The following is a 26,951-nucleotide window of genomic DNA, read 5'->3' on the forward strand; positions in this document are numbered from 1 at the left end:
ATATGCTTACCGATATCCAGCTTAGAAAACTTAAACCGCAGGAAAAAACCTACAAAATTCCCGATCGGGATGGGCTCTACGTGGCCGTGTCTCCCACCGGAACACTTTCATTTCGTTATGATTATCGGATTAATGGCCGACGTGAGACGCTGACAATTGGTAAGTATGGCGCTGACGGTATTTTGCTGGCCGAAGCGCGTGAACAACTCAATACCGCCAAAAAACTGCTCAAGTCAGGCGTGTCGCCTGCTGCAAAGAAACGTGACGGTAAAAATCGAGTCAGAAACGCTGAATCCTTCGCAACTTTTACCGTCAACTACATGAAGCATGCTGCGCTGGCAGACAGTACGCGAGCCATGAAGCAGGCAGTTATTGATCGGGATATCATTCCAGTTCTGGGTAATAAGCGAATGGCGGAGATTACGCCGTCAATGGTTCGGACTCTGTGTGATCGTATCTTGGATCGTGGCGGAAATGCCACGGCAGTGCAGGTGCGTGAGATCATCAGTAGCGTGTACATTTATGCCAAAAATCGAGGGCATGATTTTAAGAACCCTGCTCAGGATATCAAGGCAAGTTCGATAGCCACATTTCTCCCTCGTGTCAGGAGCCTCTCTCCGCTGGAGATTGGAATTTTCTTTAATACGCTGGATACCGTTGCAGGTATGCCTACGCTAAAACTGGCCCTGAAGCTGATTTTTCTGACGCTGGTGCGCAAAAGTGAATTTACTCAGGCTACGTGGGATGAAGTGAATTTCAGTACCCATCAATGGACGATACCTGCTGATCGTATGAAAGGTGGTAGGGCTCATGTCATCTATCTTTCACGTCAGGCTAGCGACCTATTGGTAGGGTTGCAAATGTGCGCAGGAGGAAGTCCTTACTTACTTGCCGGGCGCTATAGCATCAATAAACCGCTGTCTAATGCCGCCCTCAACGGGGTTATTACCACGACGGTAAAAGTTGCACAGTCGCAGGGGAAGGCGCTGGAGCATTTTACCGTCCATGACATGCGACGAACCGCCAGCACTTTATTGCATGAGGCTGGGTATCCATCAGACTGGATAGAGAAATGCCTCGCGCATGAGCAAAGAGGGGTGAGGGCAGTTTACAACAAAGCGAAATACGCGCAGCAGCGTGCTTACATGTTGCAGCAGTGGGCGAATATGGTTGATGGTTGGATTGCCGGAACAACAATGGCGCTCACTCCGTTTTCGCCGAGGAAGTATGAGGAGTGGATGAACCTTGATATGTAATGGTTTATTGCACGATTAATATAAAATTTTTATAAAAATTAGCGGGTTTGATTATGTTTTTTAATATGCTTAACAATAAATGCAAAAAATGCCTTTTTATTAATCAAGCAAATGTGTTTTACAATTACTCGTTAGGCTTTGAAATTCCTTCGGTAGATTTATTGAAGACTGCTAATAAACTGCTAAAGTCAGGGTTTTCTAAATGTGTTTGTTTTTCAGATTTTAAGTTTTTATATCTTAATGAAAATCATCAAATAAAATATAGTAATTTGAATCCAGAAGGAAGAAATTGGGATTCTTCATGGGAAATAAATTTTTACGATGATATACCAAAAGGAATAATTCCTGATTTAATGATTCATTCCGAATTGTTTTTCCATGAAAATAGGCTCGTGAATGATAATCAGGCTTACATAAGAACATCATTACCTCCCTTTGTTCTGGAGATAAATAATGAGCAGTACCTTATGCACCCGGGGGTAAAGATGTACCGTGATGGAATCGTTATTATTTATTTTCAATTTGATGGCAAATGGAATGGGATTGATGATGACAGTTTCTTATCATCAATTATAAATATGAATCAAAGATATTTTGATAAAATATGGATTGATGCGAAACTTCAAATGTTGGATGGTGAAGCTGTTTTAGAAAATAGTTTTGAAGATGTTTTTTCAATTGGTGGAAATTGTCTGGATGGGAGGAAAATAAGGAAATTAAAACAAAAGATGCGAGATGATAGCATGAAAGTATTAACGGAGTCTTTGGAAAAAGAAGGTTGCACATTTTCGTTCGATAATCATAGAGAATGGGTTTTGCACCAGATTGCAGGAACAGAGGAGAATGAATCATGGGAATCTACGATTGAAATATGTCGTTCTATATATTCAAACGTTATTAGTTGCATGTTGGTTCCACAATATAAAACTAATAAAAATAAGTCATATAGTTACCTCTGGCACGGGCGACCTTCTGTTTCTCTTTTGCGTTTCGATAAGCAACCTCAGGATAAGAATGTTTTGTTGAAAAATTTTTCTGAAGCTTTGGCTAAGTTATTGAATAGAGCTGATGTCAGCGAAAATAAAAATTCCTTGCCGCCAGATTTACGGAAGTTTAATGATTATTGTCTACATGCCAATAGATCCATTTACTTATGGACTTGGTTAAGAGGAGAGAATGAGTCAGATGATATTTGGGACGACAAAAATACCTCGTCAAGAATACTTGAAAATCAGGCAAGAGTTGAGCAGGTTGAATATCATAATATGAGTATTTCTAGGGCATGCTCTTGGGCTAATAACCCTCCATCTGAACAGCATTTATTCATCTCATATACAACATTAGCAGAAACAGAAAATAATGTTCATCACAGTAGTATATCTGGGGAAGTTTCGGATACACTTTCATATCTCATTAAATCTTTTGGGACAGAGGGTTTAATTGCTTCTGCAAAAGAGATGGCTAGATTTCGTATGGACGAACTTAAATATAGATCAGATTCAGCAAGGAACTCTAGCAATTATTGGTTGACATTTGTCTTCGGTTTGGTTGGTGTTACAAGTTTTGCTGAGTTTGCAGTTAATCCACTAATTCTTAATAAATGGAGTGGAATAAATAAAGTTATAGCACCTTTTATTTCCTTTGGGATCTCTTCTGTTTTAGTTTTAGCAATATCTGCAATTATTTGGTATCTCACAAAGAGAAAACACTAGCATTTAAAATGGTTGATACGAGAAGTTATGTCGTTATTTTTATTTTTTTTAAGATGGATATCGAGCTAATTATATTTTGCCATAAACTTGCTCGATATACCTTCCCCGCCCATCCCCATGTCCCAGATCCGTTGATGTCACCGCCAGCGCCTCTTTGTGGCTCAGACCCTGCTCTTCGTAATACTGGATCGCGTCCTGTGCCCAGGCATAGCGCAGGGAATGGGGCGAGTATTCGCCCGTCAACCCTGCATCACGGAGATGGTTGTGCCAGTAGTCCATTGCGGATTTCAGATCTGGTTTATCAATAAGATGCCCGTTACGCTCCCTGGCAATCTCCAGTGCTTCTTTCACGGCCTGACGGACTGCTTTTCGGTCAATCACCTGCGTCATGCGCGGCCGTCCACCTTTGGTGCCGAAGATCACAGGCAGACGTTCAGCCCCTTTCTCCAGCTGTTTGTCCCAGGTTTTCAACGACTGGCAGCACTGTACTGCTTCCTGACCACGTAGTCCCATGACCCGTGCCAGTCTCAGGCTGGCCGCGAGACCTGCATCGGCTTGCTGTATCTGCTTCAGTACCTGCTGGTAAAGCGCATCCGGAATAGCACGGTGCGTTCCGTCGCGGCTGGCTCCGCTGATACCGAGTGATTGGTTGCTGATTAATTCAGACTGGCTGAGTTGTGCTCGTCCGGCTTCGGTCAGAATTGTGCGTACCATCGCCATCTCGTTCTGTAGCGTTCGCAGCGAAATACCCTGCGCCAGCCGTTCATGGATATATCCTGCGATATGCCTGGCCTTAATATGGTCGGTTCGGGTTATCTGTATATTCTGCGCCAGCAGATGATGCGCAAAACGCTGCGCCATCTGTTCGCGGTCGTGGACTGTTTTATGGCTACCGCCCGCGCGGTGCGCCAGTTTTTTCATATCCTGCGCCAGACGTGACATGCTGACTCCTCTGCCTGATGCGGTAGCAATATTTCCGGCGCGTGGGGAATGCACTGGCAGAGAAGATTGCGCCATGCTAAACGGTACCGGTGCGCCGGAAGGCAAGAGTTGAGGTATAGCGGGGTACGGTGCTGCATGGTGTGCAGGCCGCCTGCGTCAGCAGGAATGCCCCCGGATCGTCGTGATCCGCCTCCGGTACTGTTCATTCCTCCTTTTTATCTTGATTGACGCAGAAATTGCGGCGTCAGAGGGTAAATATAACGATAAGCCTGATAAAACGGCGGCTGGCGCAGCGGTGTGCGTCGGCGTCACTTTGTTTTGCTTCGCCTCCAAAGTGACGCGCCGCTGTTTCAGGTAGCCTGTTGACTGGCGCAGTGGAACATTCATCGTGCGCTGAACTGGCGCAGGCAATGAGGGTAATGTGAAGCGACCGGCCCGGTTTTGATGCAACCTCCCCGATTTTCAGTGCCGGATGCGGGGTTATGGGTGACCTTGTCTGAACCTGTGGAACAGTTATAGCCCCGTAAGGTCATGGGCTGTCTCGTTAGGAAAAGAATACGCATTTTTAGCTTTGAAAACAAACGGTTTATTTATGTAATTGGTTGATTATAATGATTTTTATAACATGAGTTATCATGTGTTGAAATGCTATCCATACGATATTTGGAGGATTAACTGCAATGACTGGTTTATAACAGGATGCGTAATTTTTTCGGGGAAATTACATGCAGACGGCGCTGTGAGTCGTCAAGAATACCAGCCTGGCGCACTTCCCTGCTGACACGCAGGGGGGTTCAGTTTCACATCCAGCAAACTCAGCCACTTCGCGCCAGGTCCAGTCGTAGCCGGGAAAATATACCACAGGCTGCCCAGTACCTGCTCCCGGCTGCGGTGGCTCGCTATCATGCAGTGTCCTGCATCCACCAATGAGCTGGCCTTAATGCCAGTCAATACTAGCGATACATCGAATATTGCAATAAAAGCCGGTGAGCCAGGGGCGGCTGCTGCCGTCCCCGCAGGGCGTTACGCTACCCTGTAATCTGTCTGGCAAGTTCAGCCAGGTTAAAATGATTCATACGGTCTACGGTGGTTAAATAATCGGCAGGAAAAGCCGCCACGCCGTGGAAGGCACCCGTCAGTGCGCCCACCATGGTGGCGACGGTGTCGGTATCATTGCCGATGTTCACGGCGGAGATAACCGCATCCACGGCTGAATCAGGGCTGCAGGCGAACAGACCAAAGGCTGCCGGTACCGCCTCGCTGACATGCAGGCCGGAGCCGATGATATCCGCGATGTCGACAATGGCGGTTTCCCAGCAGGTGTGACGTTTACCGAGGCTGACGGCAAGCTCAATCCGGCGGGCAACGGACGGCCCGGCCACCATCATAGCGCCCTGCTCAATGGCCAGCGCATAGCCCCGGTCTGCGCCGTAAATCCCGGCGGCGATAATACTGTCTGCACTGGTCACGCTCTGTAACGCCTCGCTGGTGGCTGCAGCCATTGCGGCCGCCCCTGACATCGCCAGGACGTTATTATGAGTGAAACGGCAGATATCCAGCGCACAGCGGATGGCCTTTTCCGTATTGCCGGGATGCAGCACGGCAGCCGGCCATATTTTCATTGCCGCGCCGTTGGTGGCTTCGGCATTGCCTCTGTTAATAATCGCGACGGACTGCTTCTCGCCTTCCAGCTCCCCCTGCAGTGAACCCCGCGTGTCGTTAAAGAGGGCTCTCATCGCGGCACGGGTGGTGGGGCCGGTAAAGTTGGCATAAAACGGGTATTCCAGCCAGCGCTGAAAGGCTTCGCGCATGGCTTCATCACTGACCCGGCGGTCGTGCTTTAACAGCGCGTCCATAATATATTTTGCCTGGATAAAGTCGTCCGTACACATCCCGGCCTCGTTGCAGCGGCCAAAGGTATCGGCGGGCGGTTTTTCGAATCCGGTCACCCAGCCGCCGAAATACTCACGGATCTGCTGGCGGGTACGGACCTCCGTTGCGGCGCCCATGGCATCAGCCGCAGCGGCACCGACAAGACAGCCCAGTATTTTTTTGTATTCAACACTCATCTGTGACTCCTTACGCTTTTACATTAACATTCTGTGGATGGCTGGCCCGGAAAGCGGCAAGCTGCTCCGGACCGGGCAGGGCGGTCATGGCCCCTTTTGCCGTCACCGCCATCGCGCCGCAGGCACAGGCATTGAGGGTGGCCTCGGCCAGCAGATGGCTGTCCCGGCGGGTCTGCCGGGACAGGGTATAAAGCAGTCCCCCCACAAACGCATCACCTGCGCCGGTGGTGTCCACGACGGGAACGTTGGGTGCAGGAAACGCATACTCACCGTCGGGGGTGACCAGCAGGGCACCGTCTGCACCGAGGGAAATCAGGGTGGTTTCACAGCCGAGGTCGCGAATAAGGTGGCGCGCCTCCTGCCAGCGCGCCACTTTACCCAGCCAGCACAGCTCGTCGGCAGACACCTTGCAGACCGATGCCAGGCCGATGGCTTCCCTCAGCAGTGGCATAATCTCCCCGGGATCACGCCACATACCGACGCGCAGGTTCACGTCGAACATCACATGGCCGTCTGCCGTGCGCATCCGTCTGGCCCCTTCGAGGCAGGCCCCGCGCGCCGGGCTGTCGGTGAGCCCGATGGAGCTGAAGTAAAACCATTCGCCGGGGCTGAAGACCGGTAAATCCTCAACGCTGACAAACGTGTGGGCTGCGGGATGGACAAGATGGGTGAAACTGCGTTCACCGTCCGGGGCCAGGCTGACCATCAGTACCGCGGTGGTGTGTCGGGGATCGATTCGCAGCGCCGATACATCCACACCATTTTCACTGAGCGTCTGCTGCAGAAAATGCCCGGCATCGTCATCACCGAGGCAGCCAATAAATGCGCAGTTGCCGCCCAGCCGCGCTACACAGACGGCGACGTTGGCAGACGCGCCGCCAGGGCATTTCAGACAGGAATCAGTTCTCTCCGGTACCAGATCGACGGAAGCATCGCCAATCACCCAGACTCTGTTTAAGGTATTCATTTGCTCCTCCTCAGGCCCGGCGCAGCGCCAGTTCTGCCTGAATATCCCGGTAAAAGGCGTTGTTGATCCGATATTTTTTCATCAGCAGGCCGATGGCCAGGTGGAACAGGGAGGGGATGATCGTCATCATCAGCGCAATCCCGGTCAGGGAGCTCGCGCTTTGCTGCACATCAGCCTGATAACCAAAGTGACTTAACAGGAAGCCCAGTACGCCACCGGCGATCCCCATTCCGAACTTCTGGAAGAACAGGATGCCGCCGAACGCCAGCCCGGAAACCCGCAGCCCGGTTTTCTGTTCGCCGTAGTCCACCGCTTCTGCGATGGATGACCAGAAGACGGGCAGCTGCATATCGCAGAAAAAGTTAATCAGGAAAAAGAAGATGAACGCGAGCATGACATCCTGCTGCCCGACGAAGAAGTACATGGCAATGCTCTGCGCGCAGGTTATCAGCTGGGTGTAGCGGAACATGACGATTTTGTCCCGGAAGCGGGTCACCCATGTCGCGGCGACCATCGCGAGGATGGACGCCACCACGCCGGTGGTCAGGAAGGGGGAGATCAGGCCGTCGCCACCGCCTAAATAGTATTTGGCATAATAGGTGGCAACCGAGCCCCGGATGACGTAGCCGCACATCAGCAGCATGATCACCGCCCCCAGGATCACCGCCCCCAGGATCAGCCACTGGTCGTTACGCCGTAAAATGGCGAACTGTTTTCTTATCGTCAGCGAAGGCAGCTCTGGCTCGCAGTACTCCCGGGTGGTCATAAAGCAGAAGATAAACAGCCCGGTCCCCATCACGCCCATTAAGCCCATGGCGAGCTGATACCCCAGCGCCTTATTGCCCTGTCCCAGCCACACCGCCAGGAACGGCACCACAATGGTCACTAAAAAGGCGGCGATTTTGGTCATGACAAAACGGTAGCCATTGGCGCTCAGCCGTTCGGCGGGGTCATCCGTGATGACGCCAATCAGTGAAATATAAGGGATGGTGATCGCCGTATAGACCAGGGTCATCAGGATATAGGTGAAATACGCCCAGGCAAGCTTTGCCGTGTAAGCCACATCCGGGGTGATAAACATCAGATAAACCGCGAAGCCAAAAGGCAGGGCGAACCAGAGCAGCCAGGGACGATATCGCCCGTGTCGGGTGGTGATTTTATCGGTGAGCATGCCCATGGCCGGGTCGATAATGGCGTCGATCATACGGACCACCATCAGCAACACCCCCACATCGGCGGCCCGCAGGCCGTAAATATCGGTGTAGAAATACGCCAGGAGCAACTGCATGGAGATAATGACCACGTTGATGGCCATATCCCCGGCCCCGAAACCTATTTTTTCCACGACAGACAATTTCATATCGTTATCCTTTATTGCGTGCGAGCACGCAGCAGAGTTATAGAAATGATGTAACTGTTTGAAATTAATGCACTATTGGAAGAGCGTCGCCGGGGCTGCTGACAAACAGCCCACCGGTCATCAGCAGTAAGATGCGGACCGGCACACGTGGATACCCGGAGGAAGTGCTCAGCAAGCAAGACGGGAGAGGTCGTCGCCATCCAGTCAGACAGCGTGTTACAGCGGGTTGTGGGGATACATCGCTGGTATGCATAAACAACTCCTCTTAACGTATATAAATAAAAGATCTCTTTGTTAATCAATTGATAAATTTAAATTTATTCTCAATAAAGCAGCGTTTTAATTCCTGGTCGAAGACGATGGGGGAACCCTGGCGCAGGAGAAGAACGTTGTATTTTTGGTTTTCGTGGGTGTGCCGGATTGGCGTAGCGGCTGGGCCAGATCTCTGAGGGATGAATATTCAGTGCGTCAGCAATCAGCCATTCGCCTTTCGGCCACGGGCGCGTCAGGGCATTCGCCAGCGTGGAGGAGGCCAGCCCCGATTCTCTTGAAACTCTCGCCAGACTGGTGCCGCGCTTGCGCAGTGCGGCAATGATGTCGGCGGGATGCCAGTCTCTTTTAGTCATTCTGGTTACCTCTTATGTTGACTATGAGTCACATTTTGTATGCTATCATGCTTTTTATGTGACTCATAGTCCGTGGAACTATAAGCCACAAAGATTGATGCTGGTTTTATGGAAAAGACGGGATCAATCAAAAAGGTACTGGGTAAAAGAATTAGGGCACTTCGCCTTGAAATGGGGTTGTCCCAAGAAGCTTTTGCCGATAAATGCGGTATCGATCGTACATATATGAGTGGAATTGAGCGCGGGGTGAGGAACCCTACGCTTGTTGTAATATGTGCTATTGCAGCCGGGCTGGAGATGGATCTCAGCCATTTGTTTATGTTTGATGGTTGTGCAGGAAAAGACGGCGAATCAACTACATGTGACTCATAGTCCGTGGTCTGATAGGCAACGGAAGTACATTTTATCTGGATGAAAAATACATCCAGTATTCAGACGCAGTTTGGCGCGCATCTCAAAAAACTCAGGCTTCAGTCAGGCCTGTCCCAGGAAGCATTTGCTGATAAGTGTGGCCTTGATCGTACCTATGTTAGTGGTATTGAACGAGGTGTCAGGAATCCAACCCTCGAGGTGATCAGCATCCTTGCTGCAGGGTTGGGGATTGATATTAGCCAATTATTTGAGTTTAACTGACTGATTCTGAAGTGATTGATCAGCATGGTCGTGTGGTTCTCAACGAAGAGTCGTGGAACCTGGTGATGGATGCTATACGCAATCCGCGTGTACCAAACGGCAGGTTGAAACGGGCCGTTTATCGAAAGTTGTTTCATGATGAATAAAAGCCTCTCCAGGGATCTTTTCGGATAAGCCCATTCCCCGTATACGCCATTCCCTTTCGGCCTTTTATGATCTTCAGCGCGGGAGACAGGCGTGACACTTGTGACAGCCGTGCCATTGCCGGATCTGTGAGTGTCACACATCCAAATTATAAAAAGAGAATCGGGAGACTTTTTTCTGAGTCGGCCCCGCTATTGTCTCCCGTTGCGTCCTGTTTTATCTATTCATTATAAAATGGAAGATGGCTGGAATCGTGTTATTACTGGCTGTCACATCTGTCTCCTGCTGTCTCACGGTTTTGATAGATTGGTGTGTTTCTGGTATTTTGTATATCCCATTGACATATCCCGTAATAATACTATTCTGACAATGGTACGAAATTTACATGCAGGAGGCTGTAATGGAAAAGACGACAATTTTTAAAAGTAACCGCAGTCAGGCGGTGCGTTTGCCGAAAGCCGTTGCCATGCCGGAAGAGGTGAAACACGTCGATATTGTGGCTGTCGGGCGGGCGCGAATTATTACTCCGGCAGGAGAGGGCTGGGATAGCTGGTTTGACGGTGAAAGTGTGACACCTGACTTCCTGTCTACACGGGAGCAACCAGGGGAACAGAGCCGGGAAGATTTCTGATGCTGAAATACATGCTGGATACAAACATTTGTATTTATACCATTAAGAATAAACCTCAGGCTGTGCGTGAGGCATTTAATCAACACTACGGGCGGATGTGCATCAGTTCCGTGACGCTGATGGAATTAATTTTTGGTGCAGAGAAATCAGCCAGCCCGGAGAAAAATCTGCGCGTCGTCGAAGGGTTTACCGCCCGGCTGGACGTGCTCAGTTATGGTGTGGACGCGGCGGTTCATACCGGTCAGGTTCGGGCAGAACTGGCGAAGCAGGGTACCCCCGTCGGACCTTATGACAGCATGATTGCTGCCCATGCACGTTCTCTTGGTTTGATAATGGTGACGAATAACAGCCGGGAATTTATTCGTGTTCCTGGGCTGCGTCTGGAGGACTGGACGACACGTTAAAAATGGCAGACGTGAGCCGATAAACCCGCGCCCGGCCAATATCAGGTAACCGAAGCTGAATCTGCAGTTTTCCGTCGTTACCGCGCTGTAGCCATCCGGCTTCTGCACACAGTTTTGCGGCTTTGCCTGGATTAAATCCCCGACAGATTTCCTTCCAGCCCTCCGGCAGGATCAAAAACAGAGTATGCTCTTCGCCCGTCAGCGGATCTTTTTCTACTTTACGAAAACCGACCATATTTTGCGGGCGATCCGGGGTATCCCATGAGGCAAAGCGGCTGTACTGGTGTGCAGTGATAAAGCGTTTGATCTGCGCCATTACACCGGCATCTTCCTGATTAGCGGTGTGGCCTCGTTCCTGTAGCCAGGCGCAAAGGCAGTTTTGTACTGCAGCGTAAGCAGTACCTTCCCGCCAGCCAGTAATACCGTACTCTGTCGCCATTTCTCCGGCGACAGCAAGCAGAGCAAAACGGGCGGCGATGCGCTGCACCTGATTTCCGGCCTCTTCTGGCGTCAATGCTGCCCGGTAACGCCGGAGAAGTTCTCTGGCAAAAGCGGTAGTTTCTTCCACGTCATCCGTCAGGGAAGCCAGCCAGGCGTGCAGAGCGGTACCATGGTAATGGTTTACTCGTTCACACAACTCATCGGCAAATTGTTGCCCGCTGGTAAAATCGTGGAGTTCCTCGAAAGCGCCATAGTTGCCGGTATTGCTGGGGATCTGAACCATACGCACATCCATACCGGCATAAGTACGCTCTCCAGCACGGTCGGCATGTTCAGTAAGAGATAATTCTCCGGTGGAGAGAAATAACAGTCGCCATTGCTTTCGCTGACGAACCTCGCCGTCAGTACGGGCGCGACCCTTGCCCTGGCCGTTCGCCAACATATAGGCGATCATCCCGGCTTCGTGGGGATCAACTTCACGCAGTTCATCAAGTGGCAGCAAAGCGTCATTGTGGCGACTGGCTGTGCCTTCCAGCGCATTGCCTGTCGCGCGCCAGGAGTGCCAGTAATCCGGCCCGCCACAGACGGATGCTGCAACTTTCATCACCGTTGTTTTACCGTCGGTGGACTCTCCCCGGAGATGAAAACCGCCGCCATCCATGCCAACCAGCCGTAACAGCGGAGCCGCCAGCGCACAGCATATAGCAAAGATTAGCCGTGAATTGCCAGTACATAGAGCTGCAATCTGGGCCTGCCACTCCTGCAAGGTACCGGAGCGGGCAAAATCCGTCGGGCGGTATTGACTGCTTTGCAGCATCACGCCATCACTACCGAGGCCAATAACTGTATCCGGTAAAACGTAGACGCCGTTATGCCAGCCGATACGCTCTACACAGATAACGCGGCGTTCCGGTACGGAACGGGAAATATAGTCACACAGCAGAGCGCGCTGGCCGGGGCGGGTGGCAATATAGGTCAGTCCGTTTGCCAGCAGTACCCGACGGAGTTCCTCACCGCTGCCACTGAGCATTTCCATCGGCATGGCCCAGCGTCGTATCTGCCCGGTTGTGGTGTGCCATTCCAGCAGGCGACCAAAGTTACTGTCATGGTTGTCACAGCAGATGGCAGTGACCTGAAGCGGAGAGCAGATGCGTTGCGGCTGGGTTTCTGTTTCTCCGTCCCGACGTTCGACCACTTTGTCATACCACAGCGCGTCGTCTGTGAGGCGGAAGCCTTCCGGCAGGGCGTTGTTGGCAGGTTTTTCGTTGTACAGTTGTTCGAGCTGGCGGCTCCAGTTTTCCAACAAATCTCCCTCGGGGCTGAGCAGTCGAGCCATCACTACGCCAGCCTGTGCCAGTTTTTGGGCGATCTGCAAAAGGGCCTTTTCACTGATTTCCCCGGCGCGTACTACGCAAGCATAGTATGTGCCTTCTTCGATAATGTGCATTGAATCAAGATGGGGAAGTTCATCCGGGCCGAGTACCACCGGAGGAATATTATCTTCACGATCCGGATGTTCCCGCCAGGTTCGGGCCGTTTCCCAGGCCATATTTCCGGCAATAATCACCACCTCAAGATGGCGATCAAGGGATTGTTGTTTGAGATAGGGCGCGCGTTTCATCTTGATAGACGGAGCTCGTCCATGAGCGCTTTGGGATTAATGGGAATGTTGATTCTGGCTGGCGCGCCACTGACGGATCTCCGCAGCGTCAAAAACGACCAGACGTGAGGAACGCCGGGTGGGTTGCGGGAAGTTGGGCTCTTTCATCTTGCGATAGACGGAAGATTCACTCATCGCCAGAAAGCGGGCGACCTGGTGCATACGCACGTTGCCGTTTTCCGGGAATGGGTTGTTGTCGTCAAAATAGGTTTTCATGTTCTCACCTGTCGGATAACGAGGACCTGCTCGTTATAACGCAGGAGAAGAGAGGTGAATATAAGTCCCGATAAAGAAGTTAAGTCCGGGTAGAAAATAGTGAGTCCGATAAAAATAAAGTTGATGCTGAATTTATATTTCACATTTAATTAATTGAAATTAAATGTAATTTATTTGTTGAGATGCTCTTGGTTAGATTTTTAATATGATAATGGATGGTGACGAACATCTTGGGACATCTCTGGTTTTGCTGCAGTAAACTGATTTTTGAGTCGATTGTGAGTTATTAGTATATCTGAGCGTTTGCAATGAGCGAGGAACGGAAGTTCGGAATGCATACTTACATCGAGGTGTCTTGAGCAATGGGGAGTAGCTCACGGTGGCCCTGCGATACAGCAATTCACTCGTTACTCTAGCTTTTTGGGCAACCGTTGCCATTTAACAACATAACGTAAAGCAAGTAAAAAAGCCTCCTGACCACCATCTTCATCTAAATCAAGAAATGCCTAATGTAGGTAGTCTTGTAGACTGGCCCATCGAGTTGACGGGTCTGGTGCCAGCTCAAACCTGTCAGCTTCTCCTTATTATTCTTGCTCAATTGATGAAGTTGCCCGAGCGCCGCTTCACGTTGAGTAGACAAAACCGTTATACTGACTTGCAATTGCAGCAGAGCTTTCTCTTCAGTTAGCTTAAGCAGCAAGCTGAACTGGCGCAGACAAGGTTCGCACTCGCTTTAATTTGCCCGGTCTGCATAATCAGTGAAGCTTCTAGCAATAGGACGCTTGGTACATATATTCTTGGGAAGTGGTGTGCGATGAGTAAACTGATGCTCCGTCTGCAGGCATGGCGTGCTCGTCGTTACGCGAAACGTAACGCTGACGTGGCAAGGAAGGGACGGCCGGACGGAGGGATCGGGGCGGAGGCACCGATTCGGACAGCATCCGAAGATCGCCTTAGAAGAACCGAGTTTGCCGCTCGTATAGCCGACGTACTCTCAGAGCTTAGTCTGCGCGAAGGCCGAGTTTTCGCTATTCGTGGAGGATGGGGTTTCGGTAAATCATCACTGAAAAACCTCATCACCGAACTGCTCGATGCGAAGAGCAGCGGAGCGGACTGGCTCGACTTTAACCCTTGGCAATGGGGGGATGGCGACGCAATCGCCCGAGCGCTATTTGGCCAGATAGCAGATCGCTTGGGAGGCAAGCATTCGAAGGCAGAACTCGACCGTGCCGAAGCACTGCGACGCTACGGCGCGATCCTCACAGGGGCCAGTAAGCCTCTTAAAGTGGCCGGGAGTTCGGGCCATCTAGTCTCGATGGCGCTAACAAATGCCTCCGTTATAGCAATCGCGTCGGCCATTGGTTTTGACCTTCCTAATATCGCAAAGGTTGCGGCTGTTTTCGCAGTTCTCTCAGTCGGAGTATATCTTGTCGGACGCGTGCTATCTTATTTTGGGCGTGACCATAGCGGCGAGCCTCTCGATAAGGTTCGCAGATCGCTTGAAGCTCGTCTTCGCGAACTCGATCGGCCGCTGGTTGTCTTCGTCGACGACATTGACCGACTCGAGCCAGAGCAGATCAGGATGCTGCTTCGGCAGGTAAAGGCGAATGCTAATCTACCGAACATTGTTTTTGTGCTCCTATTCCAGCCCAGTATCGTAGAACGGGCACTCGATCCGGTCGCCGACGGCGACGGTCGAGCCTTCCTTGAGAAGGTCGTGCAGGCTAGCTTTGATCTACCGGCCGTCCCGACATCGATCGTGCATCGTATGTTCGAGGAGGAACTCTCTGAAATAGCGGGCCCATACGCGACTGAGGCCAACGGGTTCTCTCAGAGACGCTGGGGTAACGCTTGCATTGGCTGCATCCAGCCCCTGCTTCGCAATATGCGCGATGCACGTCGTCTCATCTCGTCCATTGCTGTACACATGCCACTGCATGTGGTCGGCAACGTATTCGAGGTGAACATTGTAGATTTCCTGCTTCTGGAGACACTCCGGGTTTTCGAACCAGATCTCCACGACGCACTGTTCCGGGAGCGAGGATTGGTTCTCCAGGAAGGGCGCTTCTCCCGTGATAGCCGACGAGAGGTAGACCAGGCAGCGGCTAATGAGCTTCTTGAGATTGTGTCGGAGGAACGACGAGATATCGTTCGTGACGCGCTCAAAGACTTATTCCCTACTCTCGAATGGGCATATGGGGGGACGAACTATGCAGACGGCTTCCATCGCCAGTGGTTGACGGAGAAACGAGTATGCACATCGCGCTACTTTCCACGTTACTTTGAACTCCAGACGGCGGTCGGAGAAATATCTGAGCGCCGTTTCGTTGATTTGCTTGATGCGACAGCGACACAGGACGAGCTCCTTGCAGCAATCGCAGCCGTCGAAGCTGACGGGCTGCTGAATTCGCTCGTTGCGAGGCTCGACGAATCCGTCGACCGATTACCGTCCGAGAACGCAGCTGTTCTGCTCCCAGAGATGTTCAGACTCGCTGAAAAACTCGCAGGCACGAACAGCGGCACTTTCGACTCGTCATATATGGCAGCGTGGCGAACGACAAGTTGGTACCTGAAGCGGATTCCTGAGGATGTTCGAGGTAGTTTGGCTATTGAAGCACTCCGTAAAACTGAAGCGTTATCCGTTGCCTCGATCCTGATCCATCTCAACGATCCCGCCGCTAGGAATGAAGGTGAAGGTGGACCCTTCGATCCGGCGCTCGATCTTAACACCGTTGCGGCAATGAAGGCCGAATGGCTGCGGTTGATGAGGGACTACGCAGCAGACGGCGACGCGCTAATCGCCGAACCGGATCTCATATCTCTGCTCTATCGTTGGAGAGACTATACAGATTCAATGGACGAACCACGAGAGTGGATGATGAAAGCAATTCAAACCGACCAAGGCTTCGCGACCATGGCCACACGCCTGATGAGCCGAGGCACGAGTCACACGTACGGTGATCGGGTCTCCACGCCGCATAACAGTTTCAACAAAGAGACTATTGACGACTTTATCGGCATTGATGTGGCGAAGGCCAGGTGTGATGCGATCAATCCCGCCCAGTTCCCTGAGCACGAAGAGGCCCTACGAACGCTGCTTAGATATCTCGGAAAGTGGCTCGGATTGAGGACAAACGACATTTTCGATTTCTAGAAGGCAGCTGCTGCTGACATCGAAATATCAATTTAAGTATTAACCGAAACTAAGAATTAAGCCTAAGCACCTCTGATGGGCCAATGTCATGATGCGTGAGGCAAACAACAATCTGGCGGCCATAAGACAAGATTAATTACAGTCTCTTAAAGCCCGGTGTTTATTACCAGCCGGGCGATGGATAATGTGTCTTTAGGCATAGTGTGGGACCGCGGTTTATGTTGCTAGCCTTTATTCAAACCGCTGTTCTCGTTCACTATCTTCCCGTTGTTCGCGTTCTTTTTGGCGTTCGACCCACTGACTCATTTTTCCACAAACTATTTTGGCAGTCTCCGCGATATCTGGACGCTCGTGTTTACTTATTGTACCGATGGCCCTTGATCTAGCTTGCATTATGTTCGCCAGGCTTCCAGTCCAGGATGATGGAGTGATTCGCTCAGCAAAAGATTCCAGTACAGCAAGTGGCTCAGGTGAGGCCTCTAAAAGTTCTATAGCCGCTTCGTGTAGGGTCAGTCCCCCCTCTTCACCCTTCTTTGACCAAAGAATTACGCCTCCAGCAATAGCAGGCCAAACGCTGGAATCATTTCTGGCGCGGCACCACGCAATTAAAACGTTTGTATTTATCTGTGCAAGGGGATAACTGCGTAACCCACCACGACGAATAAAGAACAGCCTTCTTTGTTGCTGTTCCTCGGTACCTTCAAAAATGCGATTAAGAAATGCTTCTGGCATCAACGAAACGGTCGTTTCTATAGTTTTATCAAAACCATAAATATATCCATAGTGCTTATCAACGACACTGAAGATTGTGTCCAACCACTCTATTTTTTTTGACTCATTGCCTTCGAAACGCAACGCAGCATCGATAACTTGTTCCATGCGATAATCAATTGCCCCCCCTTGGTCTCTGTCGCTGTTTTGAATCCTCTGGATTGCTGCAGTGAGACCGACCAATCGAAAGTCTGCACCAAGTGTATCTGTAGATTTATCTTTACCATGCAGTCTCATGGATAGTGCATCCAAAATGACATCATCACCGTTTACTTTACTTAGAAGCCGCTCAGCAAGATCGAGAACACGAACTCTAGGCAAATTGGCATATTGTTCTCGCCATAGAATCGGCTCATACATGAAAGGGCGAATGTCTGGATCATCCAAATGCCTCATGCAACGATCCAAATCATTTACCGTAAATTCCCCCCAAGGATGCAAGCCAACCAATACCTGTCTAAGTTCAGGATGCTGTACACATTGGTCGAGAAACTCCCGTGCTGATGCTGGATCGACAGAGTCAACTTCTTCAATGAAACCACCTATGACTCCAAAGTCTTTATTAACATCTGGCTGCTTTTCTATTTGTTCAACAAGTCGCTGCCAGCCAACACGAAGATCATGTGCACCTCGAGCAAGTCCTCGACCAAAGGCAGCGCGATAGGGCATTCCACCGATGGAGAACAGCTCTGCTCCTAACTCATCAAGTACATGATTTGATAAGGAAAAGCCCTGTCCCAATTGAAATGCTTTAGCTTCAAGTCGTTTTCCAGCTGCGGTATATTTATCGGAGTCCTCATGATCAAAATCCGCATCCAGTGCCCAATAATCATGATTTGTACTCAACACGTATGTCTTTATTGTTGGAATTAACGCAATGGGCTCCAACTCCTTCTCTAAGGCAGCAAGTTTATCCGGCAACTGCTCAACATCATCTCCATCGCTACGCTTGGTATAGTCAAAGTAGATCGTTGAGCGAACGGCTTTCCAACCTTCCCCCCAAGGACTTAAAGCATTTAATGTACGGGCAGCATCGACGAGTTTGTCTCGCATCGCTTCTTGAAACCAAATTCCCCTGAATTCGTTAGCTAGGATTGATCGTGCGGGCCCTTCAAGCTCAGGATCTCCGGAGGTCCCTAATAGGACCACAACGTCAATAAAGGCGCTACGCCATTCTACAAGCTGATCATAGTCGGGTTCGTATCCATAGTCCCTTGGTCGGGCTCCAAACTCATTCCCCCCAAACCCTGACCACGGTGGGCCATCCAGGGCAGTTGACAGCATTTTGAAACCTAGAGATCTGCGTGCCACCATGTCTGATGCAATGCATTCGTTCATTAAAGCAATACGCTGGCTCAGGGATGCGTGAGTACCAGACAGGTACGCCTGGAAAAACTTTGGGATCATGTTTCGAGCAGAATCCTGGTCATTATTATCGGTTTCGTTGTCTGCCATTCGAATAAGGAGCCTGGCGCATCGATCAAAGGCGTTCGGTTCGTATGCCAATAATTGTAAAAGACGGAGGACGCTTCGTCGCTGCGGATTGTAGCCTAGCTCCATACCTTTAAAATCAGGTGAGGAGAGTACGGCCTCAATTCGGTTGAGTAATGCTTCAGGTGCAACTGGCCCGATATACTCAAGTATTCGTAACGAAATATCATTTAACTCGGCTATTCTTCCTAACATCCCTTTAGGCTGAAGCCAGGCTTCTACAATTTCTTTGGCAACAGGATGGTCATGCAACAACCCTAGGCGATGCGAAAAAGACATTAATAAACGCTCACAATCCGGAGCTTCAAAAGTCGCCCTAAGTTGATCAACGGGAATACTGTCGAGTGCGGATGCTGCCAATCTATTAGCAATGGCATGAGGTAAGATAGCTCTCCAGTGAGATCTTTTCTGAACGATATGACGTTCCATCAGCTTCGTAACGGCTTTAAATAACTGGGTTCTGGAATACCCAAAGAGCGCCCCTAATATTTCCAGTTCATCGGTAGCAGCATCTGGACTAGATACCGAGAATGAATACACCAGTGACAATATTTCAGCTTGCTCCCGTAAATTACCGTCAGGATGATTACGCTGTTCAAACAAGCGATTAAACATCTGCGCATCAGAAAGTAGAGCCAAACTCTCGCCTTCCTCCACTCTCTCAGCTATAGCCAAAGCAACTCTTGCATTCCCATCTGCGAACTCAGCAATACGACGGGCATTATTCTGGCCAATAGAAGGGAAGCGACGGATAAGAAGTTGCTCTGCCACCTCTGGACCATCTGTCTCAATATGGATGACCTCAGTTGTCTGTGGTTTGTCATCCCTTATGTCGTACTCGATTGTGATGAGGCTTACTTCTTTTCCTGCGGCTGATACCTTGCTGGCAAGCGAAGCATGGAGTTCTGATGGACAATTATCAAGGATCATAATTGCTCGTCGGTCCTCAGCGATCAGCTTATCAAGCATTGCTGTAGCCGACGGTACTGGCTCAGAGCCAGTATCAACATAAATAGCTACTGTCCGGTCAAGCGCATCTGTTCCAACAGTTTCATCAAAGAGCGCCTGAACGATCCGAGTCTTCCCGACACCAGACAATCCTGTAATACGAACTGCCTTATTCGTCGAACGAATAAGGGCACGCATTGGGCTAATTGCTTCATCAATTTTAAGTTTTTGCCCCTTTCCCGACGGTAAAGTAATGGTTACACCTGGGGCTGAGATTAAAGTGTCTGTAACACCTTGGGGTGGATTGCTCCAAGCTCCGTAGGGTTGCCAACCGGAATACCCTTGCCCAAGCTTCCCTTTTACCCACAGCATGACTGATGGATATTGGCGCAGCCATTGAATGAGTTTGGAACGGTCATAGAAATCAAGATGAAGATAACTTTTGTTAGGATCATCTTTTACTGCATCCCTCATCGCTTTGAGACGATCCGCCTTTCCTGATGGCGAGCAATCATCACCCAGGCTGACAATGATGTAACTGCCTTGCTTTCTGGCTTGTTCAGATATGATGGATGAAAGAGCTTTGCCAGTAGCCATCTCCTTCTCAATTGAAGCCTTTGGCATCTTATGTTTCTTTGCCTGAAACACTGTATCAGGCCTTACAAGAAAGCCAGCCTTCAGTTGATCAACTGGAATCTGAACATGGATATCAATTCCTCCGTCAGGGGCTGTAATTGAACCTGACCAATTTACACATGCTGGGCTATGGCCGTGCATTGCTACTTCAGCTTCTGCAAGCCGAGCAATTAGCTCTTCTAGCTGAGAATCAGAGAGCCGAAGTAATTCGTCCTTTTCAATGTCAAAGATTGCCACGCCTTCACCTTAGTAAAAAATTTCTGTCATGGTTCAAACACTATGAGCACTTATTAGTCCGTTCATCGCTCTTAGGAGCAAGTAAGCGTTGTTTGAGTTTTTTCGCTTTGCTGGGATGGAACCAGGCGAATAAATGAACCTGCCCCAACGTTTGTGCATAAGGGCCCTTATCGAACTCGATAATTTCGCCCCTGAGAAAAGCTTGCTCCAAATGATGTACCGCCGAGCGTATCTGACTTTGTCTTGAGGAAGAGAGACCCAGCTTTGAATTCACCGCAAGCCGAGTAACTTCCATCTGTACTCCGGAAGAATTGCTTTTGTATTAGGTTCGCTTTCGCTTATAAGTCGAGTAAAACCTATCCACTATCAACCGCCTCCCGGTAATAGTGGACAAAGATAACTGGCCTAACGCATCGGGTATTAAAGGTTTTCGACATTCAACGCTGACGCATCTACTTCAAATAACGAACACGGTCTTCAATCTTCTGGATCGCATTGAGTGCTTCATGACCTAGTTCCTCTTCATCGCAAAGACTGCGTAAACGTTGCAAGTCGTCGGTGTCTCCAAACTGACCAATTACTTGAATGGAAAAGGAAGCTATGCTCGCCAAATCATTCATCAATCCGTGTTCGTGGTACGTCTTCTGCGACTCGTGATTGGTCAATGCATCGCGGCAGACAGCCAAGGCTGTGTTCGGATAGCTCGTTGCAACGTGAGTTCTTGCACCATCCGTAGACAACATTCGAGATGTTGAAGACCACAGTGCTCCGGCACTTGCCGAAGCGGAGTAAGCCAGTAATGTAGCGCGTGCATTTAGAGTCTGAGGTGAGGACTCGAGTTCGCAATTGCTCAACCGGCAAGCCCAGTAAGCTAATTCCCCGCAGGCCCGCATAGTTTCATCGACATCGACAGGCGATGTCACAGTGGCAGGAAGTGGAAGGCCCAAAATCCCCATCGCTTCGTGTGCTGCGAAAAATACCTCGACTGTATCTTGTGGCATGACCGACCTTTTGGCTGGCAACCTAAGCCATGGTTCAATAGCTTCAGAAACAGCTGGATCACCGATTTCTGCGAGCTGACGAATCAGGATACTGACAAACATAACAAAATCGGTACTCGCCCCTTTGAGTGCCTTGAAGAGGAACTGCCGTTTCTGATCGCTAGCGAGATTGTTTATTTCTTCCCAATAAATGCTGTCATACGGGTGATCGAATTGTCGAGAGAAGATATTCCATGCTTCCGCTTCGGACTGGGTTCCTGACTCGGATAAAACACTTTCTATCTCCTTTAAAACCACTGTTCTGTAGTTTTCTTCTTCGGCGTCTAGTCCGCCTAAACACTTCAGTGCATCGAAAATCATGGAATTCATAACCATGTCCATTTTGTCCATGGAATTCTCTAACGCAGAGATCATCTTTGCCTTGACGGCATCATCCACCTCCCTTAAGTGGACACAAAAGTCCATTGTGGCTAGCTGGAGGTGGTAGGGCAAGCTCTGCAGTCTCTCAAGAAGATTCAGCACATATGGCGCTGCCCATGGTGCTTGCTTACTGAACCTGGTGATTCCGAGAAGGACGTAGAATTCGCTATGCGTGCTCGCTTCCTTCCATGATTTTTTCAGAGCTTCACCAAATTCGCTCCCTGGACTATGGCGAAAACTAAGGCCGCCACTATGAACGAAGGACACAAGCTGCGAAAGCGCGATCTTATGATTGAACACATAGGCTTGGCTAAATGTCTCGTGCCGAAGTGGCACCTTTTTGGCCTTTGCTTCTTCATAGAGATCACTATTGGCTTCGGCAATTTTTTCGTCCATGACGCGACACGCTGCCATGATTTGCTCTAAGTAGACCCCCCGCATTAAAAGCCAGCCAATAGCGGGAAGAAAAACTTCGAATTTCGAGAGGATTGGCCGATTAGCGCCAGTCTCAATCGAACAGCTATGCCATCCCTCGCCATTTAGTAGGAAACGCAATTCAGAAATCTCTGCGACCATTTCGGCGAGTAGTACGTCAAGCTTTGCTTTCACGATACGTCTCGCGGCATCTCCACACTCTCCTCTTACGCAAGACTCAAGGATGCCCCAATCAGTTGTCCTCTCCAAAATATCCCTTAACGTCGAATAATCTTCCAACGCGCCGAGAATAAGAGCCTTAGAACCATGAAATCTCGGAGATCGTAGAAAAGCTTGCACACGCCCAGAGTCTTTGCGCGCTACGCGAAGCGCAGACTCAGCCATGAAGGCATAGAAAAACATTTCATGAGAGAAGCTGAATCTGTCACCGCGCTGTGACACAAGCCGCGACTCAAGAATGGCGTGCCGTGTCGCGTCTGTCACGTTTGTCGCATCGCAAAACCTGTCGAATTCTCGAATGGACATACTAAACGCAGTTTGAGAGATCATTTCTTCTGCAAACCCGGAAAGAGCCCGAATTCCCTCCGTTGTGAAGCTGCCGAGGCGCATCCTGGCGACCGTGTCGAATAGAACGAACGTACTTGCCCCGGCGGGCAGTGATGCGGCAGCCTGCCCAATGAGTTCCGCTTCAAGTCCTGAGAGTGCTATCTCAAGCAGAGCTTGGCAGTTTGTGAAGTTTTCATCTTCCTGGCTAAGTTTTGCAAGCAGTGACTTCAGTGTGGGTTGAGGCGGCCTGACTTGAATCTCTTCGACTAACAAAAGCTCTGGCCTGGTCAAGGCGCCTTGTGAGGTGATAACGATGCCCGCACCATAGCGTAGTGAAAATGCCTGAAGACTTCGCGTCAAAGCAACTTGCAAATGCTCTGGGCATTCGTTGTAGCCGTCGAGAAACAGGACAATATGCCTTGCAAGAAGACGACTTGCTCTGAGTAAATCACGCACGGAAGTGCTGAGTAGTCTAAGCTCGACGTCAATTATCTTCTGAAGCTTACCCTCGAAGTTTTTGCCTTGGATATGGATAGGCAGCATTCCGAACTGGATAAATTCCGTGGCGATGCGTGAACTTAGCAAGGACTTTCCACATCCTGACGGTCCTCTGATCAGCAGCGCAGATTGCGACGACATAGCCATCTTTAGAATATTGGATGCCGAGATCAGCTTGTCACCAAGGTGGTATTGGTCCTCTGCCAGCTGTGCACCGATTGGTCCGTGAAATTCCAAAAAAGTGGACTCGTAACTTGTCACTGTTCGTTCTGACAACAGCACAGTTTCATGGATTGCCGCATCTCTTCCCGACACGCGTTCAAGGTTCAAATGAGTAGCGAACTCTTGGCATTGCTCTTCACTCAGTAATGCACCTGACTTCGTGTTGAGAGCAACCTCGATCGCATCCAGCCCGCCAGATTTCACCTTGAAGTCACTCGGTGGCAACGAAGAGCCTGACGGAATCGCCGGTACAATGGCTAGCAAGGCATTGGGATAGTCGGAAAGAGCGCCAAATAGCTCGGCTATTGCATCACGCAACGCATTCTTGGCATCCAACGCTTGAGTGTACCCGTTGCGCAGCTTTCGACTACCGTACGATCCGACTTGCGTCCAACGGCCGTTCACACCACCCTTGATGGGCAGTGTGTATCCCTTAGCTTCAATAACAAGCGTGGTTGTGGCGGAAAAGACCGCGACATCAATCTGGCGCCCGTTAACGTTGAAGTTGGCGAATATGTAGGCCCACCCAGTGCCCTTTTCTAGAGCATCGCAAACGGTGACCAAAACATCGCGATCCGAGGCGTGTTCTATCCGCTCTCCGATAAATAGCCGAACGCCGTTCCCACAGTGACGTGCTGTACCCATCAGGTTGAATTACCTGTACGACGCGCTAAATATCGACACAGCACCCCACTTACCCCGACCATCAATTCCGCTTCTTCAAACTCAGGAGGCATTTTTTCCATGAGATGCCTGCCGAAGTTGGAGGAGTAGGCCCATGCCTTTTCAACGATCTGATCTACAGGCTTCGGAAAAAGCCCGGGATTTCGCTGGATCAGTTGACCAAGCGTGTCCTTACTTCCTACAACGTCTCGCGCCACACATTCCAGAGCGGCCATCGCATGCTGGATCGCTCCGCTAATTTCAGGTTGAGGCCTACGTGATAGATCCTGTAGAGCCTCGTGTAGCTCATATGCTGCGGTCGCACGATGCTGCTGGGAGAGCAGTAACTGTCCTTCTCTCACTGCTGTCTCGAAGGCTTCAGTACCTCGCATTTGAATCTTTTGATCGAGAAGCTGCCAACCGATGCCGGCCACCCTAAAATAGTTGTTCACTTCCCCTGAAAAGTCGCTGCCCTTATAAAGAGACTTTTCAGCCAAACACTCGATGAAATCGTAGACCTCGAACCATTCAAGCTCGTCTAACAGAGTTCTGACTTCGTCATCGATATTCGGATACTCTGACCAGTTGCTCTTATCTGGAGTTTTATAAAGTATGCCGCACAATCCAAGACGAAGTTCGCTGGGGGCGAAGCCACATCGGTAGGCGATAGACACGATCGCCGCTCTCAGCGCTTCCGGAGCTTCGTGTCTGATGCTGATTTCTGCGTCAGGCCTTGAATAACCCTGTCGCCTGGAAAACGAGTCCATAGTTCCTCCTTAACCGTAGCCCCCAAGCTACCATATTCCCTTTTAAATTTCTCAGTTGCTGAATCTGGTCGCCATATGTTTTCGCCGTCTCCGGCTGATAATCATGCTATTTACAAAACTACCAAGCCCCGTGCAGCCTGTGCCCTGGCATGATTTTTGAGACACGCTGTTCGGTGCAAGTTGAGATGTTCGTTTGAAGTGGAATACTAAATCTGGCCACCTGAATAGAGGTGATATAATCGCCTCATAGTCAAAACAGGTGACATTATGACCGGACGTAGCCGACCATCAAGTTGACACACCTTAGTAGCAAAGCTGTTAAGTAGTAACTCATGCCTACACCTACAACTCCTCTTTCTCCCGCCCCACCTTTAAAACATCATAAAATGTCCCCCGGCCAAGCCCTTCTGACGGTAATCCTCTCTCCTGCACCAGCGCTTTCAGCTTACGAAGTATCCGATCCGAAGCTGGTTTATCAGACGTCCCATAACGCCCATCAGTCTCCTCAACCAGAAGCTGAATCAGCAGCCAGCAAAGTCGGGCAGTATTCTCCCGTGCTTTGTCGCGTTTATGCATCCCACGTTGAGAGGGTTCTGCAGAAGCAGTGAGATCCGGTAGCGCGTCGTCGCCGAGTGTTTTGAGCCACTTGCGACCACGGCTGTTACGCGACAGTTTCATTACTGCCTTCAGGCTTCGGGCTTTAATTTCTGGTGGCGTGAGCTCGTCATCAATAAGTCGCCAGGCCAGCGCGAACATCTCATCGGCATAGAACATGCGTTTGTTCGCCGGGGCGCTGACCATTCCTGTTGCTTTGATGGTACGGCTGATGGCGTCGTGCAGGATACGGTAATTCTCCTGATGTTCTTTCGGCAGGACATTTGTTGGTTGAGAAGCATCGAGGCCGAGAAGCAGAAGAGCGAGATGCCGCGCTTCCAGCAGCGGCATCTCGCATTCCCGTTCAAACAGATTCTGACGAATGGGACTGGTCACATTATTCTCCTTTCAAGATGGCTATCTTCCCGCTTTTGCACCGATTCTGGCGGGTAGGTCTTTACTTAGTAAGTGATCATTAAATAGACAAAAACAGATTATCATCAGAATGCGAGTAAGTTTGTTCTGACATGAAGGATGTGTGGAGTGCATAAAGGTTCAGGATTGAAGTGACCTTCTGGTAAGGTCGAATCGACCTCTGAATTTTGTAGAGGGCTATTTATTTTCCAGAAGAGCCGGATAACATCAGGTCTTGTTGGTAGTCTAAATATGGTCTATATTAAAACTAATCATAACCAATGGCTATCAGGTAGACGCTCATGAAAGTAGAGACAATCAGCTACGTTAAAAAGAACGCAGCAACGCTTGATCTGTCAGAACCCATCCTGGTCACACAAAATGGTGTGCCTGCTTATGTTATAGAGTCTTATGACCAGCAGCAGGAACGGGAAAATGCCATAGCTTTGCTGAAGCTGCTTACCCTGTCAGAGAAAGATAAAGCTGAAGGGCGCGTGTTCTCAAAAGACCAGTTGCTGGATGGACTTGCGGACTAAACGCAGAGCGCCCAACATTAAAGGACTTCTATGGAACCGCAGGTGACCTTCGAGTACACGCTTACTGTAAAGCACTGCATCGACACAATTGCGGGTTTCCTGCACCGTGTTGATGTTGAGCCGCGCCCGGTTATCACGGATATACTTACACAGTTTGAGAGTACCGTTGGCCAGTTCCCGCTGGGATGCCAGATTTGCCCTGAACTGCTGAAAATTGGTTGTGCAAAGTACCGCGAGTTTAACCACGCTGATGGCTACCGGGTTTTGTATTCCGTAGACGGAACGTTGGTGACCGCGCATGCGATCCTGGCACATCGGCAGGACGTCCAGCAGCTGTTGTTTAAGCGGCTGATAACGGCCTGAAAAGTGACGGTATTAATGACGGTATCGCTTAGATTCTATCATTATAAAATCCATTAATAACAACATGATAACTGTCATGCAAATCATTGAGTGGGAATAAGCCGATAACCCTTCCTGAATTTTCATGAACAGGTAAAACTACAATCAACCCTCTGTTTTTACAGAGGGTTTTTCTGTGTGCGCCGGGCATGGCG

At 49.9% G+C, this 26,951-nt stretch carries 21 protein-coding genes and 3 pseudogenes; 10 read left to right on the forward strand and 14 right to left on the reverse strand.

Annotation, left to right across the window (positions count from 1 at the left end; all coding sequences use genetic code 11):
- The first annotated feature begins 2 nt into the window (after positions 1-2).
- On the forward strand, positions 3-1,256 hold the full coding sequence (locus tag EHN07_RS09590; RefSeq protein WP_047610338.1) for a tyrosine-type recombinase/integrase: 1,254 nt from the start codon (positions 3-5) through the stop codon (positions 1,254-1,256).
- Between the two features lie 53 nt (positions 1,257-1,309).
- Entirely contained in the window at positions 1,310-2,968 is a 1,659-nt protein-coding gene (locus EHN07_RS09595; RefSeq protein ID WP_124023942.1) for a hypothetical protein, read from the forward strand.
- A 69-nt stretch (positions 2,969-3,037) separates the two neighbouring features.
- On the opposite strand, the gene EHN07_RS09600 is transcribed toward EHN07_RS09595, so the two are convergent.
- From EHN07_RS09600 to EHN07_RS09625, 6 genes and pseudogenes are all read right to left on the reverse strand, one after another.
- Complete coding sequence (locus EHN07_RS09600; RefSeq protein WP_047610341.1) at positions 3,038-3,910, reverse strand: integrase domain-containing protein; 873 nt, start codon at positions 3,908-3,910, stop codon at positions 3,038-3,040.
- 689 nt (positions 3,911-4,599) lie between these two features.
- Positions 4,600-4,843: pseudogene (locus EHN07_RS09605) on the reverse strand (Crp/Fnr family transcriptional regulator); the annotation flags it as partial.
- A 95-nt stretch (positions 4,844-4,938) separates the two neighbouring features.
- Positions 4,939-5,979: an ADP-ribosylglycohydrolase family protein gene (locus tag EHN07_RS09610; protein ID WP_124023943.1), complete on the reverse strand. Its 1,041-nt coding sequence runs from the start codon at positions 5,977-5,979 to the stop codon at positions 4,939-4,941.
- A gap of 10 nt (positions 5,980-5,989) precedes the next feature.
- Complete coding sequence (locus tag EHN07_RS09615) at positions 5,990-6,946, reverse strand: aminoimidazole riboside kinase (protein WP_124023944.1); 957 nt, start codon at positions 6,944-6,946, stop codon at positions 5,990-5,992.
- A 10-nt stretch (positions 6,947-6,956) separates the two neighbouring features.
- Positions 6,957-8,306, reverse strand: a complete 1,350-nt coding sequence (locus EHN07_RS09620) for an MFS transporter (RefSeq protein WP_124023945.1) — start codon at positions 8,304-8,306, stop codon at positions 6,957-6,959.
- Positions 8,307-8,629: 323 nt separating this feature from the next.
- Positions 8,630-8,932, reverse strand: coding sequence for a helix-turn-helix domain-containing protein (locus EHN07_RS09625; RefSeq protein WP_124023946.1), 303 nt, complete (start codon positions 8,930-8,932; stop codon positions 8,630-8,632).
- 108 nt (positions 8,933-9,040) lie between these two features.
- On the opposite strand from EHN07_RS09625, the gene EHN07_RS09630 reads away from it, so the two are divergent.
- The 5 genes and pseudogenes from EHN07_RS09630 (at position 9,041) to vapC (ending at position 10,744) form a co-directional block, all read left to right on the forward strand.
- Positions 9,041-9,304 carry a helix-turn-helix domain-containing protein gene (locus EHN07_RS09630; protein WP_047610347.1) on the forward strand — a complete coding sequence of 88 codons (264 nt, stop codon included), beginning with the start codon at positions 9,041-9,043 and terminating at the stop codon, positions 9,302-9,304.
- A gap of 39 nt (positions 9,305-9,343) precedes the next feature.
- Positions 9,344-9,565 (forward strand): helix-turn-helix domain-containing protein, encoded by a 222-nt coding sequence (locus EHN07_RS09635; protein ID WP_047610349.1) that lies wholly within the window; start codon positions 9,344-9,346, stop codon positions 9,563-9,565.
- 5 nt (positions 9,566-9,570) lie between these two features.
- Positions 9,571-9,711 (forward strand): annotated as a pseudogene (locus EHN07_RS09640) (type II toxin -antitoxin system TacA 1-like antitoxin); the annotation flags it as partial.
- Between the two features lie 398 nt (positions 9,712-10,109).
- Positions 10,110-10,340, forward strand: a complete 231-nt coding sequence (gene vapB / locus EHN07_RS09645; RefSeq protein WP_047610351.1) for a type II toxin-antitoxin system VapB family antitoxin — start codon at positions 10,110-10,112, stop codon at positions 10,338-10,340.
- Complete coding sequence (gene vapC / locus EHN07_RS09650; protein WP_047610353.1) at positions 10,340-10,744, forward strand: type II toxin-antitoxin system tRNA(fMet)-specific endonuclease VapC; 405 nt, start codon at positions 10,340-10,342, stop codon at positions 10,742-10,744. Before vapB ends, vapC begins: the two co-directional genes overlap by 1 nt.
- Here the strand turns inward: vapC and EHN07_RS09655 are convergent.
- The 3 genes and pseudogenes from EHN07_RS09655 to EHN07_RS20650 form a co-directional block, all read right to left on the reverse strand.
- Positions 10,698-12,806, reverse strand: coding sequence for a DUF927 domain-containing protein (locus tag EHN07_RS09655; protein ID WP_124023947.1), 2,109 nt, complete (start codon positions 12,804-12,806; stop codon positions 10,698-10,700). The two genes, vapC and EHN07_RS09655, sit on opposite strands and share 47 nt — an antisense overlap.
- 36 nt (positions 12,807-12,842) lie before the next feature.
- Positions 12,843-13,061, reverse strand: coding sequence for an AlpA family phage regulatory protein (locus tag EHN07_RS09660; RefSeq protein ID WP_124023948.1), 219 nt, complete (start codon positions 13,059-13,061; stop codon positions 12,843-12,845).
- Between the two features lie 351 nt (positions 13,062-13,412).
- Positions 13,413-13,567 (reverse strand): annotated as a pseudogene (locus EHN07_RS20650) (DNA-binding protein); the annotation flags it as partial.
- Between the two features lie 308 nt (positions 13,568-13,875).
- Here EHN07_RS20650 and EHN07_RS09670 point away from each other — a divergent pair.
- A complete protein-coding gene (locus EHN07_RS09670; protein ID WP_124023949.1) occupies positions 13,876-16,215 on the forward strand; it encodes a KAP family P-loop NTPase fold protein in 2,340 nt (779 codons plus the stop codon).
- Positions 16,216-16,446: 231 nt separating this feature from the next.
- Here EHN07_RS09670 and EHN07_RS09675 read toward each other — a convergent pair whose 3' ends face one another.
- The 5 genes from EHN07_RS09675 to EHN07_RS09695 all read right to left on the reverse strand — a co-directional run bounded on the left by EHN07_RS09675 (position 16,447) and on the right by EHN07_RS09695 (position 25,840).
- Positions 16,447-20,298, reverse strand: coding sequence for a hypothetical protein (locus tag EHN07_RS09675; protein ID WP_124023950.1), 3,852 nt, complete (start codon positions 20,296-20,298; stop codon positions 16,447-16,449).
- A 40-nt stretch (positions 20,299-20,338) separates the two neighbouring features.
- Positions 20,339-20,593, reverse strand: a complete 255-nt coding sequence (locus tag EHN07_RS09680) for a hypothetical protein (RefSeq protein WP_047610363.1) — start codon at positions 20,591-20,593, stop codon at positions 20,339-20,341.
- Between the two features lie 157 nt (positions 20,594-20,750).
- The gene (locus EHN07_RS09685; protein WP_082010756.1) at positions 20,751-24,065 is read right to left on the reverse strand and encodes an NERD domain-containing protein; all 3,315 of its coding nucleotides are present in this window, start codon (positions 24,063-24,065) and stop codon (positions 20,751-20,753) included.
- Positions 24,065-24,850, reverse strand: a complete 786-nt coding sequence (locus EHN07_RS09690) for an AbiJ-NTD4 domain-containing protein (protein WP_047610365.1) — start codon at positions 24,848-24,850, stop codon at positions 24,065-24,067. Before EHN07_RS09690 ends, EHN07_RS09685 begins: the two co-directional genes overlap by 1 nt.
- A gap of 342 nt (positions 24,851-25,192) precedes the next feature.
- On the reverse strand, positions 25,193-25,840 hold the full coding sequence (locus EHN07_RS09695) for a hypothetical protein (protein WP_047610368.1): 648 nt from the start codon (positions 25,838-25,840) through the stop codon (positions 25,193-25,195).
- Between the two features lie 320 nt (positions 25,841-26,160).
- Between EHN07_RS09695 and EHN07_RS09700 the strand changes: the two genes are divergently transcribed.
- Entirely contained in the window at positions 26,161-26,394 is a 234-nt protein-coding gene (locus EHN07_RS09700) for a type II toxin-antitoxin system Phd/YefM family antitoxin (RefSeq protein WP_004853132.1), read from the forward strand.
- A 30-nt stretch (positions 26,395-26,424) separates the two neighbouring features.
- Complete coding sequence (locus tag EHN07_RS09705; RefSeq protein WP_047610371.1) at positions 26,425-26,757, forward strand: plasmid stabilization protein; 333 nt, start codon at positions 26,425-26,427, stop codon at positions 26,755-26,757.
- Positions 26,758-26,951: the final 194 nt, after the last annotated feature.

The sequence above is a fragment of the Buttiauxella warmboldiae genome (assembly GCF_003818135.1).
GTDB classification, from domain to species: domain Bacteria; phylum Pseudomonadota; class Gammaproteobacteria; order Enterobacterales; family Enterobacteriaceae; genus Buttiauxella; species Buttiauxella warmboldiae.